We start from the raw sequence: 24,768 nt of genomic DNA, 5'->3' as shown, positions 1-24,768 counted from the left end.
GCGACTGGTGGCCGAGGGGTAGACCTCCCAGCCCGGCACAGACCGACGGACGGAGTCCGGCGCAGCGCTCCGAAGCCTGCGAAGCAGTGCGAGGGGCGCAAACAAAAAGGCGCCCGGGAGGCGATGGTCAAGCAGGACAAGTCGATCATCCGGGTCACTCCGGAACGGTGGGGGCCCGTGGCGACGGGCGGCTTCCCCGCACGGCTGGTCTCGGAGTAGTCAGCCGCGGTCGACCATCGCCTCGATACCGGCCACCAGCAGGTCCAGGGCGAAGGTGAAGTCCCGGTCCATCGTCTCGGCGACCGTGTCGCCGCCGCGGGCGCCCATGATCTCCTTGGTCTCCTGGAGACAGCCCGCGGCCTCGGGGTCCTGCCGGGCCGAGCTCATGGCCTGCTGGAAGTAGTCGTCCGGGGGCAGGCCGGAGTCCGCGATCCGGGACAGGAACCGGCCCTCCAGCGTGCCGTAGCCGTACACGAACTGGAACACGGCCGAGATGGCGCCCGTCACCCGGTGCGCCGGCAGCCCGGCGCGCCGGATGACCCGCTGCGCACTGCGCGAGAAGGCGAGCGACTCGGGGCCGATGTTGAGGTACCGACCGGCCAGCGGCGACATCCAGGGATGGCGCACCAGCAGCACCCGGTACTCGGCCGCCAGCGCCCGCAGCTGCTCCCGCCAGTCGGCGGTGTCCTCCGACACGGGCAGCCGCAGCTCGCCGTAGGCCGCGTCCAGGGCGAGTTCGAGCAGGTCGTCCTTGGTGTCGACGTACCAGTACAGGGACATCGCGGTGACGTTCAGCTCACCGGCGAGCCGCCGCATGGAGAACTTCGCCAGCCCCTCGGCGTCCAGCAGCCGCACGCTCACGGCGGTGATCCGGTCCCGGTCGAGCTCCGAGGGCTGCGCGCTACGCCCACCCCGCCGCGTCTTCCCCTCCAACCACACACTGGCCCGCACCGACCGCGCACCCGCCTTCGCCATCGACGCACCTCTCTGGAGATCCGGCCCCTTCCAAAGATGCCAGGAGTGCAGCCGGGAAGAGGTGCGGGTCGAGCATCGGTTCGTCGACCCGCACCTCTTCCGGTACGCGAACACGGCGAGCTCCGCTACCGGCCCGCTCAGCCACCGGCCTTCTGGGTCAGGTCGTAGAAGGTGGCCGAACCGACCGTCACCTTCTTGAAGTTGCTCTCGACCCACGAGGTGATCTGGGACGACGTACCACTGTTGCTGCCTCCCATGCCCCCACCCATGCCGCCGCCGGCGATGAAGTAGTGGATCTTTCCGTCCGCCACGTACTTCTTGAACTGGGTCAGCGTCGGGGACGGGTCGGTGCCGTTGAAGCCGCCGATCGCCATCACCGGGTCACCGGTGGCCAGCTGGTAGCTCGCGGCGTTCTGGGAGCCGATGGAGGCGGCGACCCAGGTGTACTCGTCCGCGTCCTTCTCCAGCAGCTTCTTGGCCGCGGAGCTGACGTTCGCGCCGTTCAGCAGGCCGCCGGCGCCACCGCCGCCGCCCATACGGCCGCCCCCGCCCAGCTGACCGCCGCCCGGGAAGCCGTTGCCGTTCTGCTGGTTCTGGCCCTGCCCCTGACTCTGGCCCTGGCTGTTGCCGTTCTGGCCCGGCATGCCCCCGCCGGGAAAGCCCTGGCCCTGGCCGCCCGGCATGTTCCCGTTGCCGTTCTGCTGGCCCTGCTGGCCCGGCATTCCGCCACCGAAGCCGCCGCCCGTTCCGCCGCCGAAGCCGCCACCCGGACGACCGCCTCCGAAGCCCATCATGCTCGCGCCCGCCGGGCCGGCCGTCGGGATGGAGCCGGTGTGCGCGGAGTTCACCGTGCTGAGGGTGTACGCCGTCGGACCGGCCAGCGCGGCCAGCAGGCCCACCGCCGCCGCACCGAGGGCGAGCTGCCGCGAGATGCGGCCCGCGAAGATCAGGCCGAACGCGGCCGCGAGCCCGCCGATCAGGACCAGCCACTTCAGCCAGGGCAGATAGCCGGAGGTGCGGTTGAGCAGGACGTAGCCCCAGGCGGCCGTGGCCACCACGGCGGCGGCGAGCGTGAGCGACGCCCAGGTCTCCTTCCGCTTCTCCCACAGCAGCCCGGCGCCCATGCCGGTGACGGCCGCGATGTAGGGGGCGAGGGCCACCGTGTAGTACTGGTGGAAGATGCCCGCCATGTAGCTGAAGACCACCATGGTGATCAGCAGCGAGCCGCCCCACACCAGGAACGAGGCGCGCGTGACGGACGTACGCCGTGCCTTGCGGGTCGCCCACAGGCCCGCGACCAGCAGGATCAGCGCGGCCGGGAGCAGCCAGGAGATCTGGCTGCCGATCTCGGAGCTGAACATCCGGTCCCAGCCCGTGGCGCCCCAGCGGCCGGAGCCGTTGCCACCGCCACCGCCGCCGACGCTGCCGGTCTCGTCGCCGTTGATCCGGCCGAGGCCGTTGTAGCCGAAGGTCAGCTCCAGGAAGCTGTTGTTCTGCGAACCGCCGATGTAGGGGCGGGAGGAGGCCGGCCACAGCTCGACGATCGCGACCCACCAGCCGCCGGCCACGACGAGCGCGACGGTCGCCAGTCCCAGCTGCACCAGGCGCTTGCGCAGCCTCACCGGACCGCAGACCGCGTAGACGATGGCCAGCGGCGGCAGGATCAGGAAGGCCTGCAGCGTCTTGGCGAGGAACGCGAAGCCGATCGCGGCACCCGCCCACACCAGCCACCTCGTCCGCCCGTCCTCCACGGCACGGACGACGAAGTAGCAGGCCAGCGCCATCAGCAGGGCCAGCAGCGCGTCCGGGTTGTTGAACCGGAACATCAGCGCCGCGACAGGGGTCAGCGCGAGCACCGCGCCCGCGATCAGTCCGGCCGCGGGGCTGAACCGGCGCCGTACACCCGCGTACACGACCGCCACCGAGCCGACGCCCATGAGGACCTCGGGGGTGAGGATCGCCCACGAGTTCAGGCCGAAGATCCGCACCGACAGCTCCATCGGCCACATGAAGGCCGAGGGCTTGTCGACGGTGATGGCGTTGCCCGCGTCCAGCGAGCCGAAGAAGAACGCCTTCCAGGACTTGCTGCCCGCCTGGACGGCCGCCGAGTAGAAGGAGTTGGCGTAGCCGGAGGCGCTCAGGTCGTAGAGGTAGGTGACGAGGGTGAGGGCCAGCAGGCCGAGGAAGGCCGGGCGTGCCCAGCGCGGGTCCTCGGGGCGGCCGCGCCACAGTCTGCGTACGAGGGGCTGTCGCGGCTCACCGGCCTGCGGGGGAGCGGCCTGCGGGGGAGCGGCCGACGGCGGGCCCCAGGCGCTGGGGCTGCCCTGCTGGGTGGTCGGCTGGTCGAAGTGGGTGGTCATCGGGGGTCCCCCGGGTCGGTGTCGTGAGGGCGCACCGGCTGCAGCCGCATGGTGGCGTCCCTCCAGTTGCCGTCCGCGGCTTCACCGGCGCGGACCTGGGTGGTCTGGTACGGCTGCCGGTACGACACGGGGCGCTGCGGGAGCGGTGCGTACGGAGCCGTCGTGCTGTAGGTGGGCGAGGACGCGTGGTGCGTCGCCACCACCGTCGATTCCCGGCCGGACTCCCGGTGGTCCGGGAACACCCAGGCACGGAAGAGCAGGAAGCGCAGGACGGTCGCCGCGAGGTTGGCGGCGATGAGCACCGCCAGCTCGGTGGAGTGCGCCGGGTCACCGGTGGCCGCGTTCAGGGCGGCCAGGGAGCCGCTGGTCAGGGCGAGTCCGATACCGAAGACGACCAGGCCCTGGGCCTGGTGCCGGACGGCGCCGCCCCGGCCGCGCACCCCGAAGGTCAGCCGGCGGTTGGCGGCCGTGTTGGCGATCGCCGAGACCAGCAGGGCGAGCGCGTTGGCGACCTGCGAGCCGGAGAACTGCCGGAAGACGCTGTAGAGCACCAGGTAGAAGAGCGTCGACAGGCCGCCGACCACACAGAACCCGACGAGCTGGCGGGCCAGCCCCTTGGGCACGTCCTGGATCTCGCGGTCGCGCGGGTCGTCGCCGAAGGGCCGGGTGAGCCGGTCCAGCGGCAGCGAACCGCCGGCCAGCGCCTTGCCGATGCGCCACACGCCCTTGAGATCGTCAGTGGCCGTCTTGACGATGTGCACGGTCGAGTCGGGGTCGTCGACCCAGTCGACCGGCACCTCGTGGATCCTGAGCCCCGCCCGCTCGGCGAGCACCAGCATCTCGGTGTCGAAGAACCAGCCGGTGTCCTCCACCAGCGGCAGCAGCACCTGGGCGACATCGCGCCGGATGGCCTTGAAGCCGCACTGCGCGTCCGAGAAGCGGGCCTGCAGCGAGCCGCGCAGGATCATGTTGTAGGCCCGGCTGATGAACTCACGCTTGGTGCCGCGCACGACCCGGGAGGTACGGGCGAGCCGGGAGCCGATCGCCAGGTCCGAGTGGCCCGAGATCAGCGGCGCCACCAGCGGCAGCAGGGCGTTGAGGTCGGTGGACAGGTCGACGTCCATGTACGCGAGGATCGGCGCGTCGGACGCCGACCACACGGTCCTCAGGGCGCGTCCGCGGCCCTTCTGCTCCAGCCGGAAGCCCGCGACCTCGGGGATCTCCGCCTCCAGCCGCGCCGCCACCAGCGGGGTGCTGTCCGTGGACGCGTTGTCCGCGATCGTGATGCGGAAGGCGTACGGGAAGGTGCGCCTGAGGTGATCGTGCAGTCTGAGCACGCACGGCTGGAGGTCCTTCTCCTCGTTGTAGACGGGGATCACTACGTCCAGGACAGGCGTACCGGCGTTTCCGGCCGGGAGGTGCTCCCGCGCCGGCAGGGTGCCGGGAGAAGAGTCGGTTCGCATGGAACCGACTCTCGTCAAGCGCCCTGTTGCACCCATGTGGTGGCACTGTGCTCTGCCTGTGAGTGCTGTTGCCGGCTCATGTCCGGCTGCGGGGCGAGCGCCGGCAGATGCACCGTGAACACGGTCCGCCCAGGCACGCTGTCCACGGTCACGGCACCACCGTGCGCGGCCGCGACGGCCTGCACGATGGCGAGGCCGAGCCCGGTGGAGCCGGTGGCACGGGAGCGCGCGGAGTCCCCGCGCGCGAACCGCTCGAAGACGTGCGGGAGCAGTTCGGGCGGGATCCCCTGCCCGTTGTCCTCGACGTCGATGCACATCCAGGGTCCGCGCCGCTGCACGCGCGCGGTGACGGTCGTACCGGGCGGCGTGTGGTTGCGGGCGTTGCCCAGCAGATTGACGAGCACCTGCTGCAGCCGGGCCGCGTCCGCGGACACCGGCGCGGGCTCGTCCGGCAGGTCGAGCCGCCAGTTGTGGTCCATGCCGGCCGCGCGGGCGTCGCTGATGGTGTCCACGACGAGCGGGATGAGGTCGGTCTGCTCGAACTGCAGCGGCCGGCCGGCGTCCAGCCGGGCGAGCAGCAGCAGATCCTCCACGAGGAGGGTCATCCGCCCGGCCTCGGACTCGATCCGCCCGAGCGCGTGCCGGGTGTCGGGCCCGACCTGCTCGCGCCCGCGCCGGGTGAGCTCGGCATACCCGCGAATGGACGCGAGGGGCGTCCGCAGCTCATGACTGGCGTCGGCGACGAACTGCCGTACCCGCATCTCGCTCTGCTGGCGGGCGTGCAGGGCGCCGTGCACATGGTCGAGCATCCGGTTGAGCGCGGCGCCGACCTGGCCGACCTCGGTGTGCGGGTCGCACTCCGACTCCGGGACCCGCTCGCTGAGGTTGACCTCGCCGGTGTGCAGGGGGAGTTCGGAGACCCGGGTGGCGGTGGCGGCGACCTTGCGCAGGGGGCGGGTGGCCACGCCGACGATGACGAAGCCGGCGAGGGAGGCGGCGAGCAGTCCCGCCACGGTGACACAGACCTCGACGACGATCAGGGTGTCGATGTTGCCGTCGACGTCCTTGGTGGGCAGGGCGACGTAGAAGGCGTCGCTGCCGTCGGGACTCACCTGGTACCGGACCCGGTAGTCCCCGAGACCGGGGAGCTCCACCGTGTGCGCGTTGTCGTCCTTCGGCACCTTGGCGAGCGCCCGCTTCTGCGCGGCGGTGAGATCGACGGCGCTCATCTTGCGGAACCTGTTGTAACTGTCGCTCAGCTGAACGGCCTTGCCGGCGCTGGCGATCGAGCCGTTCTGTACGTACGCCGCGACGGTGTTGGGCTGCGTCGGGCCGTTGGTCAGGAGGTGCTCGACACGCTCGCTCGGCGTGCTGCTGGTCCCGGACGGTGAGACGGGCACCGTCGGGCCACCCGGTTCCGTACCGCCCGGCAGCCGGCCGCCCGCCGCGCGTATGGCGATGTCGCGGACCTTGTCGTCCAGCTGGTCGTACAGATGGGTGCGCAGCGCGAGCGTCGTCACGGTGCCGATCACCGCGCAGACCACGGCGATCAGCACCACGGACGCGACGACGAGCCGCGTCCGCAGGGTGCGCGGTTGTCCCTCCCCCGCTCTCGACTTCGCTCGAGCGGGGGGACCCCCATGCCGCTTCTGCGGACGCGGCCGTCGTCGCCCGCTCATGACGCGGCGGGCTTGATCAGGTAACCGGCCCCACGCCGGGTGTGGATCATGGGCTCACGCCCGGCGTCGATCTTCCGCCGCAGATACGAGATGTACAGCTCGACCACGTTGGCCTGCCCGCCGAAGTCGTACGACCACACACGGTCCAGGATCTGCGCCTTGCTGAGCACGCGCCGCGGATTGCGCATGAGGAAGCGGAGCAGCTCGAACTCGGTGGCGGTGAGGTGGATGGACTCCCCGGCCCGCGAGACCTCGTGGCTGTCCTCGTCCAGGGTCAGGTCTCCCACGACGAGCACGGAGTCGGACCGTCGGTCGGCGGCCCCGGACCGGCGGATGAGCCCTCGCAGCCGGGCCACCACCTCTTCCAGGCTGAACGGCTTGGTGACGTAGTCGTCGCCGCCGGCGGTGAGGCCGGCGATACGGTCCTCGACGGCGTCCTTGGCGGTGAGGAAGAGGACGGGCACGTCGGGCAGCTCACGGCGCAGCCGCCCGAGGACGGCCAGCCCGTCCATGTCCGGCAGCATCATGTCCAGCACGACGGCGTCGGGCCGGAACTCACGGGCCGTCTGGACGGCCCCCTGGCCGTCCCCCGCACTCCTGATCTGCCAGCCCTCGTATCGAAGGGCCATGCTCAGCAGTTCGGTGATCGACAGCTCGTCGTCCACCACAAGCACTCGGACGGGGCTCCCGTCCGGCCTCAGCAGTTCGGTGCGCCCCTGGGGCGAGGTCGTGGTCATGGCGGACACCATGTCGGGGTCCTCTGAGAACACGCTTTCACGACTCTGTGATTTCCCTAAGAAACGCACAGGCGCTTCTCAGGGAACCCCTGGGAACCACTCACGCACGCGTGAACCCGTGGCTGCGCTCGACCCGGGCGATGTCCTGACCTTCGGGCCGTGGGTCAGAAGAGTCCGTCCTGCTCCCTCCTGAACTCCCTTGTCGGGACGGTGAAAGCGCTGACCTCACGCGGCAGCGGCATCAGCTCCCACCCGGTCATGAGCCGTGTGTCGAGGACGACGACCCCGCGCCCGTCGACCGCCAGATGCAGATCGGGCCCGGCGGCAGCGACCAGCTCACCGCTGACGGCGCCGCCCGGGACCAGCTCGACGACGTCACCGACGGCGGCCGGTGGCCGTGAGAGCCCGAAGTGCCTGACGTGATCGACCGGTTGGCACGGCTCCCGGCGCAACGACTCGGGCCACGCGTCGAGTACGACGGCACGCGCGTGCACCTCCCGCACTTCTGCGGCTCTCTCGTCCTCCGTCTCCGGCAGCACCGCCCGCACCGCCCGCTTCTCGGCGTACGGAATCCGGTCCGGGACCTGGAGGGCGGCCCGCAGCAGCTCCTCGGTGCGCCGGGCGGCCATCAGCGGTCCGGTGCCCAGCCAGCTGAAGCAGACGGCACCCTGCTCGAGCAGCCGCGCCGAACCGCGCTCGACGGCGGTGATGCCGACCTTGACCATGCCGGGTCCGAACCAGGCCAGATAGACGTGGTACGGCCGCGGGTCATCGGCCATGGTGTCGGCGGCCACGGAGTGCGCCCGGTCCAGCCGCGCACACTCCTCGCACCGGGCTCCCGTGCTCCGCCCCGGCACCACGGCTCGCACCGCGCACCCATGCCCCCGCGCCCCCACGCACTGCCGCGCCGAGCCCTCCGCGACGCCGAACGCGACCCGCTTCCCCCACGGCAGCGCACTGCGCCGCCCGCCGTCCCAGACCAGCACGGGGCCGTCCGGCGTCCAGCGCAGTCCGGAGCATTTCCACCTGTGTGCCATCGCTCTCGAGGGTAGAAGAGAGCACTGACAACGCCGTGCGGGCGGCCGGGAGGGGCACTACGATTCGACGCGAACCTCGCCCTGCGCCACGGGCACCGGCATCGCATCCGCCGCGGTCCGCCCCCGCCCCGCCAGCCGGCACCCCACGCACCCGGCATGCCCTTCCCGGGCCCGGGTGTCCCGGATCCGCATCCCCCACTGGTCCCGTGGTCGCACCCCCGGCGGCTTGCCCCAGCCGGACAGGTGGAGCACCCAGGTGACCAGGACGCTCACCGCGACGATCGCCAGCCCGCCCACGGCGGCCGGCACGGAGGCCGTGCACACCCCCAACCCCACCACGCCGCTTCCGACGGCAGCGATGCCGAAGCCGGTCCAACCGGCGATCGTGTGACCCTCGTCGTACAGACTCATGGAACCGCCTCCAGGGCAAGATCCCTCACGGGCTAAGACATTTACCACCCGAATATCTCACGAGCTAAGGGATTCCGAAAGATGGACGGCACGCCCCGACCGCCCGCCACGCCGCCCCAGGCGCTGTCGGCGATGGACCACCTCATCGCCGCCCACCTGATCGGACAGCAGGAACTGGCCCGGCGGCTGGGACTGAACGTCACCGACCTGACCTGCTTCGCCTTCGTCCTGGAGGCCGGCGAGGAACTGCTCACGGCCGGCGACCTCGCGGCCCGCGCCCACGTGACCACGGGCGCGGTGACCGGCATCCTCAACCGCCTGGAACGCGCGGGCTACGTCACCCGCCGCCCCGACCCCGCGGACCGCCGCCGGGTGCGCGTGGCCGCCGTACCGGCCGCCGTGGCCCGCGTCGAGGCCGTGTACGCGGGCCACTACAAGCGCCTCACGACCCTGTTCGCCGACTACTCCCCCGAGGAGCTGGCGGTCATCACGGACTGGTTCACCCGGGCGACGACGCTGGCCCACGACTACCTGGAGAAGCTGAACCGGAACGACCCGGAAGAGGAGTGCTGAGACCCGTACCCTGCACGACGCCCTCACCGGCGCACCACGCGGGACCTAGAACCTGCCCTGGTTCAGCGCGGTCTGCAGCGCCTTCACGGTGGCGGGCCCCCAGACCCCGTCCACGGTCAGACCGGCACCGGTCATCCTGTTCAGATGGGTCTGCAGGGCCTTGTACGTGGCCGGCCCGGTGATGCCGTCCTCGACCAGACTCGCCCCCGACCACACGTTCAGATGGTGCTGGAGCCCTCGCTTGGAGTCCGTGCCCCACTGTCCGTCCACGGTGACGCCGATCGCGCGCTGCGTGGCCCTGACCGTCGCGGGTCCGAAGTCGCCGTCCACGGCCAGACCGGCGCCGTCGTCGATGTACGCGTAGTAGGCGGACTCGGTGGCCGGCCCCCACCGTCCGTCCGCGCCCGTGCCGACCTTGCCCTGCAGCCAGCGCACACCCGCGTCCGTCTTCGGCCCCCACAGGCCGTCCTCGTCCAACGCCGGGCTGTAGCCGATGCTGTTGACCGCCCACTGCTGGGACTTCACCGAGCGCACCGACGTCATACCGCCGCCACCCGAACTCCCGCCCGTGTAGGCCTTGTACGCCGTCTCGGTGGCCGGACCCCACAGACCGTCCGCACCCGTGCCGACCTTGCCCTGCAGCCAGCGCACACCCGCGTCCGTCTTCGGCCCCCACAGGCCGTCGACGTCCAACGCCGGGCTGTAGCCGAGGCCGTTGACCGCCTGCTGCTGCTCGGCCACGGACCGGACCTGGGTCATACCGCCGCCCGCACCCCCGCTGGAGTCGCCGGTGGCCCCGCCCGTCCCGTACTCGATGGAGCGGACCGTCGCCTCCATGCCGCCCTGCACCCACGCGCGCAGCTGGGCGCCGGGGCAGTCCGTGGAGTTCCCGGAGAGGCCTCCGTGATACGTCTTCTCCAGGTCGCGTCCGGTCATCCGGCACGCCTCGTCGTAGAGCGTGCGGATCGCGGACAGCGCGAGGTCCGTCGCGTCTCCGCTCTCGCCGATGAAGCAGACACCGATGTGGCTGGTGTTGTGTCCGTAGGCGTGTGCGCCCTGCACGTACCAGCCCCGGCCCTCGAAGATCCGGCCGTCGGTGTCGACGAGGAAGTTGTAGCCGATGTCGGACCAGCCGTTGGAGTCCATGTGGTAGTTCTGGATCTGCCGGACGGTCTGGGTCGTCGGGCCGTCCGAGTAGTGGACGGTGAATCCGGTCCGCTCGCTCGGCTCGACCCTGGTGACGTCCTTCGGCGGCCGCGCGCCCCACTGGCTGCGCGAGTAGAGGTACAGCACGTCGTCGGTGGGGACGTCGGGGGCGGGCTTGTCGGGTTCGAGATCGCCGCGCAGGACGTACGGATACAACTTGCCGGGGCACTCCGTGTAGGTTAGCCGCATGTCCCGGTGCCCCACGATCGCGCTGCCGGCCTCGCGGTCCCTGAGGAACCCGATCAGCTCCTTGAACGCCGTGACCATCTCCGGGGCGACCTGGTCGTCCGCCCCCATGAGGCCCATGATCGCGTAGTAGTTCTGGTTGGCGCCCTTCAGCTCGGTCCCGTTGGCGGCGGACCGCCGGTCGAACCCGCGGCCCTCGAAGATGCCGCCGTGCTGGCATATGACGAAGTTGTACGGGATGTCGTCGTACTCCTTCTCCCTGAACCCGGCGAACTCCTTGAGCTCGTTGAGGACGCTGTAGTACATCGCGTTCTTCTGGATGTCCCGGACCTGTGCGTAGCACTCGTCATGGGGATCGGTGGCGACGAGTCCGGCCCCTTCGTGGTGGATGACCACCCCGCCCTGCCAGGGCGTGAAGGGCTCCGGATCGATCTTCTTCGGGGGCAGCGCGTGCCATTCGCCGCGCTCGATGATGGTGACCATGTGCTTCTCCTGAACTGCCGTCTGCCTGTCTGGTGTGAAGTCCTCCGGATCGACGCGCGCCTCACACCGCGCCGATCACACCCCCGTCCACCCGCCGGACCACGACCGTCGCCGAGCGCGGCCGGCCCTGCGGATCGTGGTCGGGCCAGTCGCTGACCGCGCACGGGTCGTCGGGGGTGGGGGCACCCCACGCGGCCGTACGTGCGCCGGGGTGCTGGACGGTGACGAAGAGGGTGCGCCGGTCGGGGGTCGCGGTGACGCCGGTGATCTCCGCTCCGCGCGGGCCGGTCAGGAAGCGGCGGATCTCGCCGGTGGCCGGGTCGGCGACGAGCACCGCGTTGTTGCCGAGGCGCTCGTGACCGGTCCCGGCACGGCTCTGGGCGTACGACGAGACGCCGGTCTGGATCCACAGCAGACCGTCGGCGTCGAACCACAGGCCCTTGGGCGAGCCGAACACGCTCGTGTCGTCGAGTGCGACGGTCTCGTCGTGGGCCGGGTCCCCGGCGAGCACGAAGACGTCCCAGCGGAACCCGGCCACCGTGCCGTCGCCGTCACCGGCGTCGACGGCGTCCTCTCGCCAACGGACGATGTGCCCGTACGGATTGGAGTCACGCGGACTGACCGCGGGACGGCACGCGGCGCCCGAGGCGGAGCCGCAGTGCGGGCCGCCGGGGCTGTTGGCGAGGGCGAGGTAGACGGTTCCGTCGGCCGGGGCGATCGCGGTCTGCTGGGGCCGGTCCAGCGGGGTCGCCCCGAGCGTGTCCGCGGCCTGCCGGGCCCGCAGGACGACATCGGCCTGGTCCTGCCAGCCGTTGTCCGGGGTGAGCGGGCCCGTGCCGTGTGTCAGCGGCAGCCAGCGGCCCGTGCCGTCGTCCTCGAACCGGGCCACGTACAGGGTGCCGTGGTCCAGCGGGCTGAGGCCCCGCGCACGCAGCCGGCGCCAGGTGTCCCGGCTGACGAACTTGTAGAGGTAGCCGCCGTTCTCGTCGTCGCCGCTGTAGACGACGACGCGGCCGGCCGCCTCGGTGACCGTCGCGCCGACGTGCTGGAAGCGGCCCAGCGCGGTGCGCTTGACCGGGGTGGCCCGGGGTGCGCGCGGGTCGATCTCCACGACCCAGCCGAACCGGTTCACCTCGCCCGCGTCGACCGCGAGGTCGAAACGCGGCTCGGCCTGGTGCCAGCGGTGTCCGTGGCCGGCCGCGCTGACGCCGTACCGCTTCTGGGCCAGGGTGGGCCGCCAGCCGCGGTCGTCGGTGCCGAAGTAGCCGGTGACGTTCTCCTCGCAGCTCAGGTACGTGCCCCACGGGGTCACGCCGTAGGAGCTGTTGCCCAGTGTGCCCACGGGGTCCGCGCCGGTGCGCAGCGCCGGATGGTCGGCGCGTACCGGGCCCGAGAAGGCGACCGGGGTCGTGCCCGTGATGCGTGTGTTGCGTGCGGAGTCGACGACGGTCCAGGTGTCGCCGCTCTCCCGCACCTCCAGCACGCTGAGGCCCTGCGCGGCGAGGGACTTGGCGACCTTCTCCCTCGTCATCTCCGCACCGCCGTCGCGGTGGAGCAGTACGGCGTCGGTGGCCTCGTGCCCGATCACGAGTGTCCCGCGCCGGTTGCCGCGGGGGCCGTCGTCGTACGGGAAGAAGTGCACCCCACTGTGGTGCGTACCGATCTGCAGGGCCTGCTCGGCGGCGCTGTTGCCGCCGTCGGCGCGCCAGCGCGGGCTGTGTCCGCGCACCGGCTGCCCCCAGGGCGCGAGCGTCCGCACCGAGTAGCCCGCCGGCACGGTCACGGTGTCCGCCGTGCTCGCGGGGACCGCGGCGAAGCCCAGGCGCCCTCTCGCTCCGGCCGCCGGCTCCGGCTGCGGGGCGGCGGAGGCGGGAGCGGGGGCGGAGAGGCCGAGGAAGGCGGCGAGGGCCGCGGTGCCGCCGACCATGACGTGGCGACGCGACACGGAGGCGGCCACGACCTCGTCGAACGAAGGACCTTGCACTGACATGTTCGCCACCAAGAGAAAGTTGGCCCGCTGAAGCCAGGGGCCGGCCAGGAGTGAGGAACGAGCGGCCCGCGTCGCACGAACGCGGCGGGCGGACAGCCTGGTCGAACGGCTGCACGGGGACTCGCGACCTCGAATGCTAGGTCAGCGGACGGGAGTTGCCCGGCCGCGAGGCGTCCCGAGACGGCCGCCCACGTCCCGGATGCGGGCGGGACGTCCCTGAGACGGTCGGGGAAGGGCCGAGGAGGGGCAGCCGAAGAGGTAAGAGGCACGCCCGCGCGGCTGATCGTCCCCCTTCACCTGCGCGCGATAATCTCCCCGCTCAACTGCACTGATAGTGACCAAAACTGATAGTGACTGACCGAAACAGGGGGGACAGCAAGTGTCTGGTGATCAGGGGGGTGGCGGCGAGCCGTCCGGCAGAGAACGGCTCGCCGCCGAGATGCGGCGACTGAAGCAGGAATCCGGGCTCAGTTTCGGGCGGTTGGCCGACAGGACCCACTACAGCCGTTCGTCCTGGGAACGCTTCCTGAACGGGAAGCAGTTGCCGACCTCGGTCGCCCTGCAGGAGTTCGCGGCCGTCATGGAGGCGGACGCGGACTACCTGACGGGGCTGCTGGAACAAGCCACGGGAGCAGGAGACTTCGGCGACGAGACCGCGGTGGACGAGCGTCCCCCCGAACGGGTCCCGTCGGCCGAGGCACCGGCGACCGCCACCACCTCGGACAACGAGACCTCGCCCACCGGGACCTCCGCCGACAAGGCCCCGGTGGACGACACCACGGTGGACGGTCCACCACCGGAACCCGAGTCCGAGTCCGAGCCCGCGCCCGCCGACCGGGACGGGAAAGCCACCACCCGGACCTGGCGGACCAACCTGCGCCGGGCCGGGCTCGTCGCCACCGGGGCCCTCGCGGGCAGCCTGGTCACCGTGGCCGTACTCACCGGAGCGCAGGCCACCTCCCGCGCGGGCGGCACGGACTCCGCCTCCAGCGGGAAGAACCTCTCCCAGCACAGCCCGAAGCCCCCGCGCGCCGGCTGCTCCCATGACACCTGCCTACGGCGCGACCCCCAGGCCATGGACTGCCAGTGGGACGCGACGACCGCCCGGGAGACCTGGCTGCGCGGCATGCACATAGAGCTGCGCTACAGCCGTGCCTGCGGTGCGGTCTGGGGGCGCATCGAGAACGGCGCGGTGGGCGACTCCGTCACCATCAAGGACAAGTACGACCTTCAGCAGTCCGCCACGATCCGCGTGGACCGCGACACGTACACCAGCATGCTCGCCGTGACCGACGAGGCACCGCCCACCACGATCACCATCTGCGGCACGATCCCGAAGTACCACGCGATGGAGTGCTCGCCCGAGGGCTCGATCCAGCCCTGACCACCGGACGGCGTCCCGGAACGCGCGGCGAAGGGCCCGGGGGCTCCCCTCCGGGCCCTTCGCCGTCGACGGCCGGTCAGACCGAGGGCCACAGGCGGTGTGCACTCGGCAGGATTCGAACCTGCAACCTTGTGATCCGTAGGCGCGTGCAGCACCATCACGGACCGTTCGCCTGCTGGGATCTGTTGGTCCGTCCGCCGCTCACGGGCCGCCGCCGTGCGTGGTTGTACGCCTCTGTTGATGTCCCCGGACCTGCGGCTTCGCTCGTGAAGTCGTAACCTGCCGGATCAGCCGGACGCCAGATCCGGCCCGCCAACGACAGACAGGTCTTGAAAACGGTCGTGCGCGAGCCACCCTGGGTTCAAATCCCACACCCACCGCGCCGGTGAATGGCCCCTGACCGGACGAGACGGTCAGGGGGCCGTGTTGTTGCGTCATATCCGCTCGCCACTGTGGTCCCCCCGGTTTCCGGCACGGATGGGGCACGGGCAGCTTCTGATCCGTAGCTCTAGCCGGATCTCGTCAAGGGGAGTCGCCCTACCAGTGGTCGTGGTGATCGCAGTGCTTGTCGTGCTGGTGACGCTTGATCTTGGTGGGGTCGGTGGCGGTGTGGGTGGTGGTGTCGCCGCCTCCGGTGACGGTGGCGGTGTTGGTGACGGTGCCGGGGGCCTTGCAGGAGACGTCCACCTTGAGGGTGATGGGTGGGTAGCTGCTCCCTGAGGGGAGGACGTCGCTGCGGGTACAGGTGAGGGTGGATCGGCTGCAGGCCCATCCAGTACCGCTAAGCGAGACGGGGGTGAGTCCCTTGGGCAAGGTTTCGGTCAGAGTGACGGTGGTGCCGTCGGTCGGGCCGGTGCCACTGTTGGTGACCGTGATGCTGTAGGTGCCCCTCTTGCCCTGCCCGAACGCGCCATTGTGGCTCTTGCTGATCGCCAGCGTGGGCGGGCAGGCGCCGGTGACGGTCGTGGGATCGGTCGCGGTGTGAGTGGAGGTGTCCCCGCCGCCAGTGGCCGAGGCGGTGTTGGTGACCTGACCGGAGGCCGTACAGGCGACGTTGACCGTGAGGGTGAGCGCCGGATAGCTGCCACCGGACGCGAGGACGTCACTGCGGGTACAGGTCAGCGTGGCCAGCGTGCACGTCCACCCGGTACCGCTCAACGACGTCGCGGTGAGCCCAGCCGGGAGAGTGTCGGTCACGGTGACGACGGTGCCATCGGTCGCGCCGGTCCCGTTGTTGCCGACCGTGAGCGTGTAGGAGCCGGACTGACCCCGCACGAAACTGCCACTGTGGCTCTTGCTGATCGCCAGCGTGGGCGGGCAGGCGCCGGTGACGGTCGTGGGATCGGTCGCGGTGTGAGTGGAGGTGTCCCCGCCGCCAGTGGCCGAGGCGGTGTTGGTGACCTGACCGGAGGCCGTACAGGCGACGTTGACCGTGAGGGTGAGCGCCGGATAGCTGCCACCGGACGCGAGGACGTCACTGCGGGTACAGGTCAGCGTGGCCAGCGTGCACGTCCACCCGGTACCGCTCAACGACGTCGCGGTGAGCCCAGCCGGGAGAGTGTCGGTCACGGTGACGACGGTGCCATCGGTCGCGTCGATCCCGTCGTTGCCGACCGTGAGCGTGTAGGAGCCGGACTGACCCCGCACCAAACTGCCACTGTGGCTCTTGCCGATGGTCAAGCTCGGGCCAGGGGGGCCGTAGGAGATGGTCACCTGGCCGTTGTTGTTCGCCGTCCCGATCGTGGACGGCGCATAGTGTGTACCGGTGCTCGACGTGGTGGTGAAGCTGCTGCCCCCACCACCACCGCCCCCACCCGCCGAGGTGCCGCTGCTGTTGACGGCGCCGCTGCCGCCGCCCCCGCCGGCGAAGTACCCACCACCACCGCCCCCACCACCAGCGATGGCAGTGGCGGCGCAGCCGCCGTCGAAGCTGCCACCGGTGCCACCGGTACCGACCGTGGCACCGGAGAACCCGCTCCCCGGCCCGCCGTTCGTGACCGCACAGGGTGGAGCGGTGCCGCCGGCCCCGCCGGCCCCGCCGGTGCTGGTGCTGGTGCTGCCACCGCCCCCGCCCTGCCCCGGCGAAGCCCCAGGGCCGGTGGCGCTTCCCGCGGTACCGCCGGTGGCATCCGGCGTTGTCCCGCCGTTGCCTCCGTTCCCCCCCGTAGAGCCCGCTCCGGTGCCGCCGGCGGCACCGCCGCCCCCGGCGACCACCAGCAAGGAGCCGCCCGTGCTGATGCTGGAGGCCCCGCCCCCACCCGGCCCTTCAAAATGAAAACCAGGGGTCGGATAACTCCCACCTGGGGCGCCGCCGTTGAACCCGCCGGCACCCGGCGTCCCGGTGCCGTTGCAGCCTTTGCCGCCGGTGCCGCCGACGTTGATGGTGAAGGTCGTCGGTGCGGCGGTTTGCGGGAGCGTAGTGACGACCCGTGCCCCCGTCCCACCGGTCCCCGTGACGGAACAGGGGGTGCCGGTGTTGTCGGCACCGCCGGCCCCGTCCGCGGTGATCGTCACGAGCATCCCCGCAGGAACCGTCAGGGTCTGCGGAGCGCCGGTGAAGGTGAAGGTCTGACTGACTGGCGCGGCTGCCCGACTGCCGCTGCGATGACCTGCCGTCGGAGAGTCGGCGACGGCCGCCGGCACCCCCGCACCGGTGAGCACGGCACACACCGCTGCGGTGACGCTCGTACGCCACCAACCCCGCCCGGGCCCGGCCGGCGATGCCGCTGAAGCCGACACTTGCGCCGCCCGACGACCAGTGACACGCCAGAGGCCCCGCTCGCCCCAACTTTGAGATCTGTGAACGTCATTGGTCACAACACGCCGATCCTCTCCTGAAGCAATTCCCCGCTACGTCAGAAAACGGCCCGGGGGCGATAGAGCGACGACGCACAAACACCGCTGTCGCGCAGGTAATGGAACCTGACAAAAGAACATAAAACGTGGCGAAACGCTGCAATCGACATCTGTCTGACAATCTGGCAGGGCTCTGGCAACAACCCTCAAAGGCCTGCGACGACGGTCTCGCCGGCCAGTCACCGGTGAGGGCGAATGCGTTTCGGACCGGCCTCGAGTCGGGACGGCGAGTGATCGTTCACACGTTCGATTCTAGGAGCATCCATCGACCGCCTGCAGCAAGCGCCACGCCCCTTGTCCGTAGGCGCGTTCACCCCGGATCCATGCGGCGCCAACCAGCCGCGAAGCACCGTCAATCTGCTGCGAGCGTCGCCCTTCCGCCCGAACCGTCCAGCACATCCATGCCGTCCTCCGGTCCTCGCTTCAGCAGGCGATCCGAGAGGAGTTGATCGCGCGGAACGTCGCGCGGATCGTGGAGACCCCCACTGTTACCCGCAAGGAAGTGCGTCCGCTGGACGCCGCAGAGGCTCGCCTCATGCTCAGGACCGCCCGCTCCCACCGCCTCTACGCGCTGCGCTGTGGCTGCTGCTCGTGTTCACAGGCCTGCGGTGGGGCGAAGCGCTCGCCCTCACCTGGGCGGACGTCGATCTCACGAACGGTCAGCTCCGCGTCCGCCGGAACGTCCAGCGCATCCGGCGTGAGCTGATCTTCGGCAGTCCCAAGACCATGCGCTCCATCCGTACGGCGTCCCTCCCGAAGCACTGCGTGTGGGCTCTCGTGCAACATCGAGCCCAGCAGGAGCGGGAACGCAAGGTGGCGGGGAAGAAGTGGCAGCCGACGCCGGGGCAGCCGGACGGGCTGATCTTCACGACAACGACCGGTCGCGTCACGGACCCCCGCAGCCTGAACCGGATGCTGACCATCCTGTGTCGGGATACCGGCGTACGACGGGTGCGGGTGCACGACCTCCGGCACACGTGCGCGTCACTCCTACTGGCCCAGGGCGTGGACGCTCGCACGATCATGGAAACGCTCGGGCACAGCACGATCACGATGACGCTGGACACCTACGCGCACGTGATGAGCACGACGCTCAAGGCCGCCGCCGACCGGATGGACGACGCGCTTGGACTGGACGAGTCGGAGGAGGAAGCAGACGGCGAGCAGGAGCCGCACGCCGAGGAGTGATCGGCGGCGCTTCGGGGCGCGTTGCTGTCAGCCGTTGATGTCAAAAGCCCTCCGGGATGATCCCGAAGGGCTTTTGACCTGTGTGCACTCGGCAGGATTCGAACCTGCAACCTTCTGATCCGTAGCTCTACAGAGATCGGTCAACGGAGGTCATACAGGCAGTCGTTCGGCTCCTGAGGGTTGCTGTGGGTCATGGTCGGTTGCTGTGGTTGCTGTACTTCGTTGCTGTACCGCACTGCTCCGAGGAACCCCTTCACCGATCCTCCGCTGAAGGCCCTCACCCCCGCCAAGCTCCGTGCGGCCCGGCGTCACCATCTTGCGCTCTGGAGCACCGACCGAGCGCGGGTCACAGAATGGCCACCACTCCTACACACTCTGTGCACACGACTCTGCTGGGCACTACGGTCGCTCCACCCGAAGCATCCTGGGGGACGAGATGACCGACCCGTACACCACTCCCATACCGCCGACACCACGCCCACCAGACACCCGTCCGCTCCACAAGCGCGTACTCGTGTGGGTCGGCGGCACGGCCCTGTTCATCACGGGCGCGCTCATCGGCTCCACCGGGCACGACGGGCAACAGCCCGTCGAGACCAAGGTCAAACCCACGACGACCATCACCGCGACCGTCACAGCCACGCCCGAGCCCGGCCCGACCGTCACTGAGACCGTTAAAGCCAAGGCCAAGCCCGGTCCCACGGTCACCGTCACCAGGACCACCACCGCCAAGGCCGCTGGGAGTAGCGGTAGCGGTAGCCAGGACAGCACCGGCACGTGCACCATCGTTTCCAACGCGGGAAACTGCTACTCGGCGGGGCAGTTCTGCCGGAACAGCGACCACGGCGCCATCACCACCACCGCAGGCGGCACGAAGATCAAGTGCACCTACAGCTCGAACGCATGGCGCTGGACCTACATCTGACGAGCCAAAGCCGGCAAGCATCAGACCGTGCTCGGCGTGCTGCTGCGTGCCGCACTCCCACCCCGGCACCGCCAACACGCTTTCCAAGTCTGTTGGTGGTCTGGCTGGCCTGATGCCGGGGCGTTCACCTGGGTCCATGTCCGTCCGGCCTGTCAACGACAGCCGACGGCCGAACTCTCCTGAACGTCGGCGTCCACCCCTGAATGAGACGGAAACTGAGACGGACAGCTAGGTCTCTGGCCTGCGGCCCGTGCCTGCCTAATCCAGGTCGAACATCATCTGCTGGTGCCCACGCTCTTCAAGCCAATCGATCATCTCTCGACAGCTGCGGACATAAGTACGGGCCGCCTCGGGAGTCACTGCGCAGCGTTGGCCATGGGTGACTTCGTTGCGCACTTGGCTTAGCTCGATGATCGATGCTCTGATGTCGGGGGGCAGGTCTAGTCGCTCGGCTAGGCGCCTGACCGGCGAGCGCAACCGTGATGCCGGTAGATATTGATCTTCAAGTCGTCGCAGCTGAGCCTCTACTCCTAGGAAGGCTGCGACGACTGCGGCGTTTGAGTGCGTCTCTGCGAGGGTCAGGAGAGGGTCGTCGTCTGGAGCCATCCTGTAGTAAGCGCGGACGAACGAGCCCTGTGGCCGGCCGGTGGAATCTGCCCCAGGCGGCGCCGCGGGTTGTGCCCCGTGGTCGAGCACAGGCGGCAACTCAGTTTGGTCGGGAACCCCAAGGTGATTGTTCAGTACCGCCACCTCTGCATCTGCGCTGGCAGCGATGACCTCGTTGGAGAACTCAGCGTCAACACCTGGCGCGCTTAGCATCCGAACTCTGCGTATGAGGTCTCTGAGCTGGCTTCGGAAGCCGTAAACGATCACTACGGTCACAGCGGGCCAGATGATGACCTTGAGGTAGTCGAGCACTAAGCGAGCAATCTCCACACGCGCATGATGCCGCATGACAAACCCAGGGCGACCTGCACTTTGGGAACGTGTGCGGCGTAGCGGCTTCGGGCTGGAGTTTTGGGACCGAGGCAAGGCGACGGGCGCCGCCCCACGGTGAGGACGGCGTCCGTACGAGGTGAGAGCTTTGAGGTCTGGCCTCATCCTTATCAGGTCGATCACAGGGTCTGTCACGGTCGACTAACCGGCTCTGTGCCTCAGCTGATCGTCCGCTGGGGTCCGGCCTCGACCGCTGCTGTTCGTGCTCGTTGGTGTCGGCCGCTGGTGTCAAACGCCGCACGTGGTTTTGCCAAGGCCTGCCCGTTCTGGCCTGCGCGCCGTGGCACTCACCTCTGGGTGCCGGCGAGGAGAGCGAGGACCTTGGGCCAGCCCTGCTCCTTTGCGACAGCGTTGCCGGTGCGACTGCCACCCAGGGACTCCGTGATACCTGTGTCCTCCGCGAGGAAGGGGAAGGTACCGACACCGTGTCCGGCGTTGGGGTAGACCAGCGCCTGGTACGGATGCCGGTCGTGGTCCGCATGCACCTCGTCGGTGATCGCCTTGACATAGGTCGGCGATGGCCATAGGGCGTCGTCTGCGCCGGCGATGGCCAGCAGTGGTCCGCTGAGGTGATCCAGTGGGATGCCGCCCAGGGGAATGGGTTTCCCGTCCTTGGTCCAGGCGTTGCCACTGCCTGGGATTCCCGGGTTGACGTTGGACGACGGGGAGTACACGACGACGCCGTGGATCAGATCGGGATAGTCCTCGGCGAGAAGCAGGGCGGGTTCGCTACCTCGGGAGTAGCCCATGGAAATGATGCGTGCGGGGTCGGCGTCAGGCTGGGCTGCCAGCAGTCGGGCGGCGGTGGCGAAGTACTCCAACGGGACGTTGTTCAGTCTGGCGGGCAGGCCGGGCATCGCGAAGTAGCCGAGAGCCAGCGTCGGGTAGCCGTGGGAGGCGAGCAGAGCCGCCGCGTACTTCATGCCGCCGATGCCGCCTTCGGATCCACCGAAGGCCAGCACGGCCGGGTGCCGGGGAGTGCCGGGGCGGGGCAGGAACATCTCTCCGACGACCTTGTCATGGGCCAGGGTGAGCGTTCGGGCGCTGACTCCTTTGGCCACCCATTCCCGGGTGAGCGTGCGGCTCGCCAATCGCCGCCCATGCGCTGTCACGGTGATCTGCACGGTGTATGAGGGGGAGAGCTCAGGGTAAAGAGGGGCGAAGTTCTCACTGTTCGGATCGCTGGTCGGGGGCCTCATGGACCAGAACAGGCCCATACTGTCGACCGTGTGGTACGTCCCCGAGGCCGGCCGCGTCTTGGAGAGGTCGACGAGGCCATGGTCGTCCGCGGTGAATGTTGCCTGGCCATGCCACACCTTGTGGTCGTGCGCGGTCGCCGACGAGCCGACAGTGATTTCGTCGTGTGGCTCCAGACCACTGATCTTCAAGTGAACGGCCTGATCAGCCAGGGCTATCGGCGCATCGACCCCGATGATCGCCCTGGTACTGGCGTGCATCCCCGAGGAGCATCCCGCCGCCCCCCAGCCGATCACGACGGCCACTGCCATGGCCCATCCCCGCAACCGTCGTAACGCCACGTTGCCCCACCCCCAGGAATTGATCCACCACACTCATCTTGAAGTGCCCGCCGAGTCAACCCTGATCAGAGGCCGCGAGGATAGACCCGGCTTCAGCTGCCTGCTTCCTTCACCACCACTCGCCCCAGCTCCCATCCCGTACGCCGTCGACGCACACACCGTGGAGCAGGCGTGGTTCCTGGCGTCCAGGTGGAGCGCGCCACTGTACGAACGACCTGGACGCCAGGGGCCGCGTCTGCTCGGCTCTGCCTGGGTCGATGGTGTGCGGGATGGGAGCCCCCAGCATCCGCCCCGAAGGGCCCGCAGTCGGCGACGGCGCCCCCTCCATCCCGGTGCCGGCCGATCCCCCGCCGGAGGCTCTGTTGTGACCGGCCGCGTACGCGGTGATCGACTCATGGCCACCGGCCCTACACACCAGTGGGCGCGCGTCGGCGCAGCGCGGGCGGAGCGGGCCGGAGGCAGGAGCGGCGCCCGCAGCGGAGCCGGGAGCGCGCCCGGCGGAGCGGAGCGCAGCCGGGGCTTGAACCAGTAAAGAAAGTTGTAACTCAGTCCGTGGGTCGAGGCTTGAAGTCGTACGCACAGGCTGGGAGTTCAGTGCCCTCACGGTGGGCGAGCAGCAGGTAGGTCACTGGTCGGACTGTCCAGGTGATGCGGGTGTCGACGTGGGTCACTGACACGGTGCAGGACTCTGACCGCAGGAGCGCTCGTCTGGTCTCCGCGCGGCCGTCGTACAGCGACTCCCAAGCCTCGTCCGACGCGTCCGCATCCAAAGCTGGTGAGATCGTGCTGAGCGCGACCGCAACCCATCGATCAGCCTGCGGTGCCGAGTAGGCGTCGAACGATGCCACCAGCGCCAGCCCCCGCTGATCAGTCAGGTCTTCCGTCCAGCATTCGCACCAGAAGCCGCGTCTGGTGGTGTTCCTCAGCATGGATGGCCTCCCCGCTGAGCGTCCGCGTACAGCTCTGCGGTAACCGTGTGACCGTGATCGCTGTCGTGGACGACGACCCGGTGGGCGATCGCGCTGACCATGCCCAAGCCTCGGCCGTGCTCGGCGTCCTGGTCCTGGTGCTCGACCTTCGGAGCGCTGGCCGCGCCCCCGTCGTCCGTCACCGACACTGCGACCACCTGTGCCGAGACGGCGACGGCCAGGTGGAAGCTGCCGGACTCGCAGCCGCTGGCCGTGTGGAGGATCGCGTTCGCGCTCAGCTCGCTCACGATCAGTTCGGCGTCTTCGGCTAAGGGGGAGTCGCGCAGGATGTCGCGGGTCCAGCGGCGGGCCCGACTCACCTCTTCCGGGAATCCTGGGCAACTGAGCCCCCAGACCCGGGCTGTACTCGTATACTCGTGCATACAAGTTCCTTCGTGCTGGTAGGCCGCCATGTGCAGCGGGTTCAGGCTAGACGAGTTTCACGCCGTCGTGGGCGCGGATGGCCGGCGGAGACGCCGCGTCGAGTGCGTCCAGGACGCGGATCGCGTACGCCTCGTCGGCAAGCTCGGAGACCTCTTCGCGGGTAGCCCAGCGCAGGGCGCGGGTCTCGTCACCAGTGGTGGGCGTGCCGTCAGCGGCCTCGCAGCGGAAGACCAGCGAAACGATCAAGCCCGTCATGTTCTTGTAGACGCCGGTCAGGGTCGCGGGAAGTGCGATCTTGATGCCGGTCTCTTCGAGGACTTCGCGCTGGAGGGCCTCGGGAATGGTCTCCTCGCGTTCGAGGACGCCGCCCGGTGGCTCCCAGTGACCGTTGTCCCGGCGCTGAATCAGGAGGGCTCGGCCCCGGTCGTCGACGACGACCCCGGCCACGCTCACGGAGTGCGGGCGTTCTGTGCTCACGTTCCTGGGCCCTCTCGGATGGCTAGGCTCTCCACCGTAGCAACAACACTCGCCCACTCGTCTAGATACCTAAAGGAGTACACGTGAGCCCTCTCCCTTCGGGCCTCCTCGGCGATCTCGACCCCACGAGCGATCGTGCGGTCTTCCGGCAGATCGCCGACCAGCTGCGTGAGGCCATCGACCGTGGGCGATTCCGCGAGGGCGAGAAGCTGCCCTCGGAAGCCGAGCTGGTAGACCACTACGGGGTATCCCGAATGACCGTCCGCAACTCGTTCTCCGTCCTCACGGGTGAGGGCCTGGTGCACGCCGAGCACGGCAAGGGCGTCTTCGTCCGGCCGCGTCCGCCCGTGCGCCGCCTCGCCTCCGACCGGTTCGCCCGACGGCATCGGGAGCAGGGCAAGTCCGCGTTCATCGTGGAGGCCGACGCGGCCGGCGGTCACCCCACGGTCGACAGCTTGGAGGTCAAGGAGGAGAAGCCGAGCCAGGACATCTCCGCCAGGCTCGGGTCCGTGCGGCGGGTCCTCGCCCGTCGGCGCCGGTACCTGCTGGACGGGAAGCCGGTCGAGTTCGCGACCTCCTACCTCCCGCTCGACATCGCCCGCGGTACGCCCATCGCCGAGCCGAACCCTGGTCCCGGCGGCATCTACGCCCGCCTCGAAGAGCTGGGTCACCGTCTCGATCACTTCGAGGAGGAGATCCGTGCCCGGATGCCCTCGCCCGCCGAGGTCAAGACGCTGCATCTGGCGGCCGGTGTGCCCGTCATCCATCTGATCCGTACCGCCTTCGATGCCGAGGGACGCGCGGTCGAGGTCTGTGACACGGTCATGGCGGCGGACGCGTACGTCCTGTCGTACCAGCTCCCGGCCACGTGAGGGCATAACCGGCGGTGGTGCGCGGGGACACTTCTCAGAACTCGTACACCCCAACACGCATACTCGTATAGACGAGTGGG

20 protein-coding genes and 1 pseudogene are annotated in these 24,768 nt (G+C 69.7%); 6 read left to right on the top strand and 15 right to left on the bottom strand.

Annotated features, from left to right (window positions below; genetic code table 11):
• Nucleotides 1-114: 114 nt before the first annotated feature.
• Nucleotides 115-219 (top strand): annotated as a pseudogene (locus ACWC5O_RS11445) (PPOX class F420-dependent oxidoreductase); the annotation flags it as partial.
• Here the strand turns inward: ACWC5O_RS11445 and ACWC5O_RS11440 are convergent.
• From ACWC5O_RS11440 to ACWC5O_RS11410, 7 genes are all read right to left on the bottom strand, one after another.
• Complete coding sequence (locus ACWC5O_RS11440) at nucleotides 220-975, bottom strand: TetR/AcrR family transcriptional regulator (RefSeq protein WP_450586286.1); 756 nt, start codon at nucleotides 973-975, stop codon at nucleotides 220-222.
• Between the two features lie 137 nt (nucleotides 976-1,112).
• On the bottom strand, nucleotides 1,113-3,335 hold the full coding sequence (locus ACWC5O_RS11435; RefSeq protein WP_450586284.1) for an ArnT family glycosyltransferase: 2,223 nt from the start codon (nucleotides 3,333-3,335) through the stop codon (nucleotides 1,113-1,115).
• Nucleotides 3,332-4,798, bottom strand: a complete 1,467-nt coding sequence (locus ACWC5O_RS11430; RefSeq protein ID WP_450586282.1) for a glycosyltransferase — start codon at nucleotides 4,796-4,798, stop codon at nucleotides 3,332-3,334. Before ACWC5O_RS11430 ends, ACWC5O_RS11435 begins: the two co-directional genes overlap by 4 nt.
• Nucleotides 4,799-4,812: 14 nt before the next feature.
• Nucleotides 4,813-6,477 carry an ATP-binding protein gene (locus ACWC5O_RS11425; RefSeq protein WP_450586281.1) on the bottom strand — a complete coding sequence of 555 codons (1,665 nt, stop codon included), beginning with the start codon at nucleotides 6,475-6,477 and terminating at the stop codon, nucleotides 4,813-4,815.
• On the bottom strand, nucleotides 6,474-7,214 hold the full coding sequence (locus ACWC5O_RS11420; RefSeq protein ID WP_236053546.1) for a response regulator transcription factor: 741 nt from the start codon (nucleotides 7,212-7,214) through the stop codon (nucleotides 6,474-6,476). Before ACWC5O_RS11420 ends, ACWC5O_RS11425 begins: the two co-directional genes overlap by 4 nt.
• Before the next feature lie 164 nt (nucleotides 7,215-7,378).
• Nucleotides 7,379-8,251, bottom strand: a complete 873-nt coding sequence (locus ACWC5O_RS11415; protein WP_450586278.1) for a DUF2797 domain-containing protein — start codon at nucleotides 8,249-8,251, stop codon at nucleotides 7,379-7,381.
• A 57-nt stretch (nucleotides 8,252-8,308) separates the two neighbouring features.
• Entirely contained in the window at nucleotides 8,309-8,662 is a 354-nt protein-coding gene (locus ACWC5O_RS11410; RefSeq protein ID WP_450586276.1) for an HGxxPAAW family protein, read from the bottom strand.
• Between the two features lie 81 nt (nucleotides 8,663-8,743).
• Here ACWC5O_RS11410 and ACWC5O_RS11405 point away from each other — a divergent pair, with 81 nt between their 5' ends.
• Nucleotides 8,744-9,235 (top strand): MarR family transcriptional regulator, encoded by a 492-nt coding sequence (locus ACWC5O_RS11405; RefSeq protein WP_450586275.1) that lies wholly within the window; start codon nucleotides 8,744-8,746, stop codon nucleotides 9,233-9,235.
• Between the two features lie 45 nt (nucleotides 9,236-9,280).
• Here ACWC5O_RS11405 and ACWC5O_RS11400 read toward each other — a convergent pair whose 3' ends face one another.
• Both ACWC5O_RS11400 and ACWC5O_RS11395 read right to left on the bottom strand, forming a co-directional pair.
• Nucleotides 9,281-11,110 (bottom strand): peptidoglycan recognition protein family protein, encoded by a 1,830-nt coding sequence (locus tag ACWC5O_RS11400; protein WP_450780958.1) that lies wholly within the window; start codon nucleotides 11,108-11,110, stop codon nucleotides 9,281-9,283.
• A 61-nt stretch (nucleotides 11,111-11,171) separates the two neighbouring features.
• Nucleotides 11,172-13,100, bottom strand: a complete 1,929-nt coding sequence (locus ACWC5O_RS11395; protein ID WP_450586269.1) for a PhoX family protein — start codon at nucleotides 13,098-13,100, stop codon at nucleotides 11,172-11,174.
• A gap of 379 nt (nucleotides 13,101-13,479) precedes the next feature.
• Between ACWC5O_RS11395 and ACWC5O_RS11390 the strand changes: the two genes are divergently transcribed.
• Nucleotides 13,480-14,484, top strand: coding sequence for a helix-turn-helix domain-containing protein (locus tag ACWC5O_RS11390; protein WP_450586267.1), 1,005 nt, complete (start codon nucleotides 13,480-13,482; stop codon nucleotides 14,482-14,484).
• 537 nt (nucleotides 14,485-15,021) lie between these two features.
• Here ACWC5O_RS11390 and ACWC5O_RS11385 read toward each other — a convergent pair.
• Nucleotides 15,022-16,998 (bottom strand): hypothetical protein, encoded by a 1,977-nt coding sequence (locus tag ACWC5O_RS11385; RefSeq protein ID WP_450586265.1) that lies wholly within the window; start codon nucleotides 16,996-16,998, stop codon nucleotides 15,022-15,024.
• Between the two features lie 933 nt (nucleotides 16,999-17,931).
• Between ACWC5O_RS11385 and ACWC5O_RS11380 the strand changes: the two genes are divergently transcribed.
• Both ACWC5O_RS11380 and ACWC5O_RS11375 read left to right on the top strand, forming a co-directional pair.
• Nucleotides 17,932-18,528 (top strand): site-specific integrase, encoded by a 597-nt coding sequence (locus ACWC5O_RS11380; protein ID WP_450586263.1) that lies wholly within the window; start codon nucleotides 17,932-17,934, stop codon nucleotides 18,526-18,528.
• 436 nt (nucleotides 18,529-18,964) lie between these two features.
• Nucleotides 18,965-19,453: a hypothetical protein gene (locus tag ACWC5O_RS11375; RefSeq protein WP_450586261.1), complete on the top strand. Its 489-nt coding sequence runs from the start codon at nucleotides 18,965-18,967 to the stop codon at nucleotides 19,451-19,453.
• Nucleotides 19,454-19,711: 258 nt separating this feature from the next.
• Here the strand turns inward: ACWC5O_RS11375 and ACWC5O_RS11370 are convergent, their stop codons facing one another.
• The 5 genes from ACWC5O_RS11370 to ACWC5O_RS11350 all read right to left on the bottom strand — a co-directional run bounded on the left by ACWC5O_RS11370 (nucleotide 19,712) and on the right by ACWC5O_RS11350 (nucleotide 23,792).
• On the bottom strand, nucleotides 19,712-20,389 hold the full coding sequence (locus ACWC5O_RS11370) for a hypothetical protein (protein ID WP_450586260.1): 678 nt from the start codon (nucleotides 20,387-20,389) through the stop codon (nucleotides 19,712-19,714).
• 347 nt (nucleotides 20,390-20,736) lie between these two features.
• Nucleotides 20,737-21,957, bottom strand: coding sequence for an acyl-CoA thioesterase/BAAT N-terminal domain-containing protein (locus ACWC5O_RS11365; RefSeq protein WP_450586258.1), 1,221 nt, complete (start codon nucleotides 21,955-21,957; stop codon nucleotides 20,737-20,739).
• Nucleotides 21,958-22,532: 575 nt separating this feature from the next.
• The gene (locus ACWC5O_RS11360) at nucleotides 22,533-22,916 is read right to left on the bottom strand and encodes a hypothetical protein (RefSeq protein ID WP_450586256.1); all 384 of its coding nucleotides are present in this window, start codon (nucleotides 22,914-22,916) and stop codon (nucleotides 22,533-22,535) included.
• The gene (locus ACWC5O_RS11355; protein WP_450586255.1) at nucleotides 22,910-23,338 is read right to left on the bottom strand and encodes an ATP-binding protein; all 429 of its coding nucleotides are present in this window, start codon (nucleotides 23,336-23,338) and stop codon (nucleotides 22,910-22,912) included. Before ACWC5O_RS11355 ends, ACWC5O_RS11360 begins: the two co-directional genes overlap by 7 nt.
• A 46-nt stretch (nucleotides 23,339-23,384) precedes the next feature.
• The gene (locus ACWC5O_RS11350; protein WP_413947249.1) at nucleotides 23,385-23,792 is read right to left on the bottom strand and encodes an NUDIX hydrolase; all 408 of its coding nucleotides are present in this window, start codon (nucleotides 23,790-23,792) and stop codon (nucleotides 23,385-23,387) included.
• 107 nt (nucleotides 23,793-23,899) lie between these two features.
• On the opposite strand from ACWC5O_RS11350, the gene ACWC5O_RS11345 reads away from it, so the two are divergent.
• Nucleotides 23,900-24,688, top strand: a complete 789-nt coding sequence (locus ACWC5O_RS11345) for a GntR family transcriptional regulator (RefSeq protein ID WP_450586253.1) — start codon at nucleotides 23,900-23,902, stop codon at nucleotides 24,686-24,688.
• Nucleotides 24,689-24,768 lie beyond the last annotated feature (80 nt).

It is taken from the genome of Streptomyces sp. NPDC001450, assembly GCF_053597295.1.
Note: the sequence above shows the minus strand (reverse complement) of the source record. Positions and strands in the feature narration are given on the sequence as shown.

What these genes read in the sequence shown, in the direction of transcription:
- ACWC5O_RS11440 (WP_450586286.1), bottom strand. Translation starts at nt 975, where the DNA reads ATGGCGAAGGCGGGTGCGCGGTCGGTGCGGGCCAGTGTGTGGTTGGAG.
- ACWC5O_RS11435 (WP_450586284.1), bottom strand. Translation starts at nt 3,335, where the DNA reads ATGACCACCCACTTCGACCAGCCGACCACCCAGCAGGGCAGCCCCAGC.
- ACWC5O_RS11430 (WP_450586282.1), bottom strand. Translation starts at nt 4,798, where the DNA reads ATGCGAACCGACTCTTCTCCCGGCACCCTGCCGGCGCGGGAGCACCTC.
- ACWC5O_RS11425 (WP_450586281.1), bottom strand. Translation starts at nt 6,477, where the DNA reads ATGAGCGGGCGACGACGGCCGCGTCCGCAGAAGCGGCATGGGGGTCCC.
- ACWC5O_RS11420 (WP_236053546.1), bottom strand. Translation starts at nt 7,214, where the DNA reads ATGACCACGACCTCGCCCCAGGGGCGCACCGAACTGCTGAGGCCGGAC.
- ACWC5O_RS11415 (WP_450586278.1), bottom strand. Translation starts at nt 8,251, where the DNA reads ATGGCACACAGGTGGAAATGCTCCGGACTGCGCTGGACGCCGGACGGC.
- ACWC5O_RS11410 (WP_450586276.1), bottom strand. Translation starts at nt 8,662, where the DNA reads ATGAGTCTGTACGACGAGGGTCACACGATCGCCGGTTGGACCGGCTTC.
- ACWC5O_RS11405 (WP_450586275.1), top strand. Translation starts at nt 8,744, where the DNA reads ATGGACGGCACGCCCCGACCGCCCGCCACGCCGCCCCAGGCGCTGTCG.
- ACWC5O_RS11400 (WP_450780958.1), bottom strand. Translation starts at nt 11,110, where the DNA reads ATGGTCACCATCATCGAGCGCGGCGAATGGCACGCGCTGCCCCCGAAG.
- ACWC5O_RS11395 (WP_450586269.1), bottom strand. Translation starts at nt 13,100, where the DNA reads ATGTCAGTGCAAGGTCCTTCGTTCGACGAGGTCGTGGCCGCCTCCGTG.
- ACWC5O_RS11375 (WP_450586261.1), top strand. Translation starts at nt 18,965, where the DNA reads ATGACCGACCCGTACACCACTCCCATACCGCCGACACCACGCCCACCA.
- ACWC5O_RS11365 (WP_450586258.1), bottom strand. Translation starts at nt 21,957, where the DNA reads ATGGCAGTGGCCGTCGTGATCGGCTGGGGGGCGGCGGGATGCTCCTCG.
- ACWC5O_RS11360 (WP_450586256.1), bottom strand. Translation starts at nt 22,916, where the DNA reads ATGCTGAGGAACACCACCAGACGCGGCTTCTGGTGCGAATGCTGGACG.
- ACWC5O_RS11355 (WP_450586255.1), bottom strand. Translation starts at nt 23,338, where the DNA reads ATGCACGAGTATACGAGTACAGCCCGGGTCTGGGGGCTCAGTTGCCCA.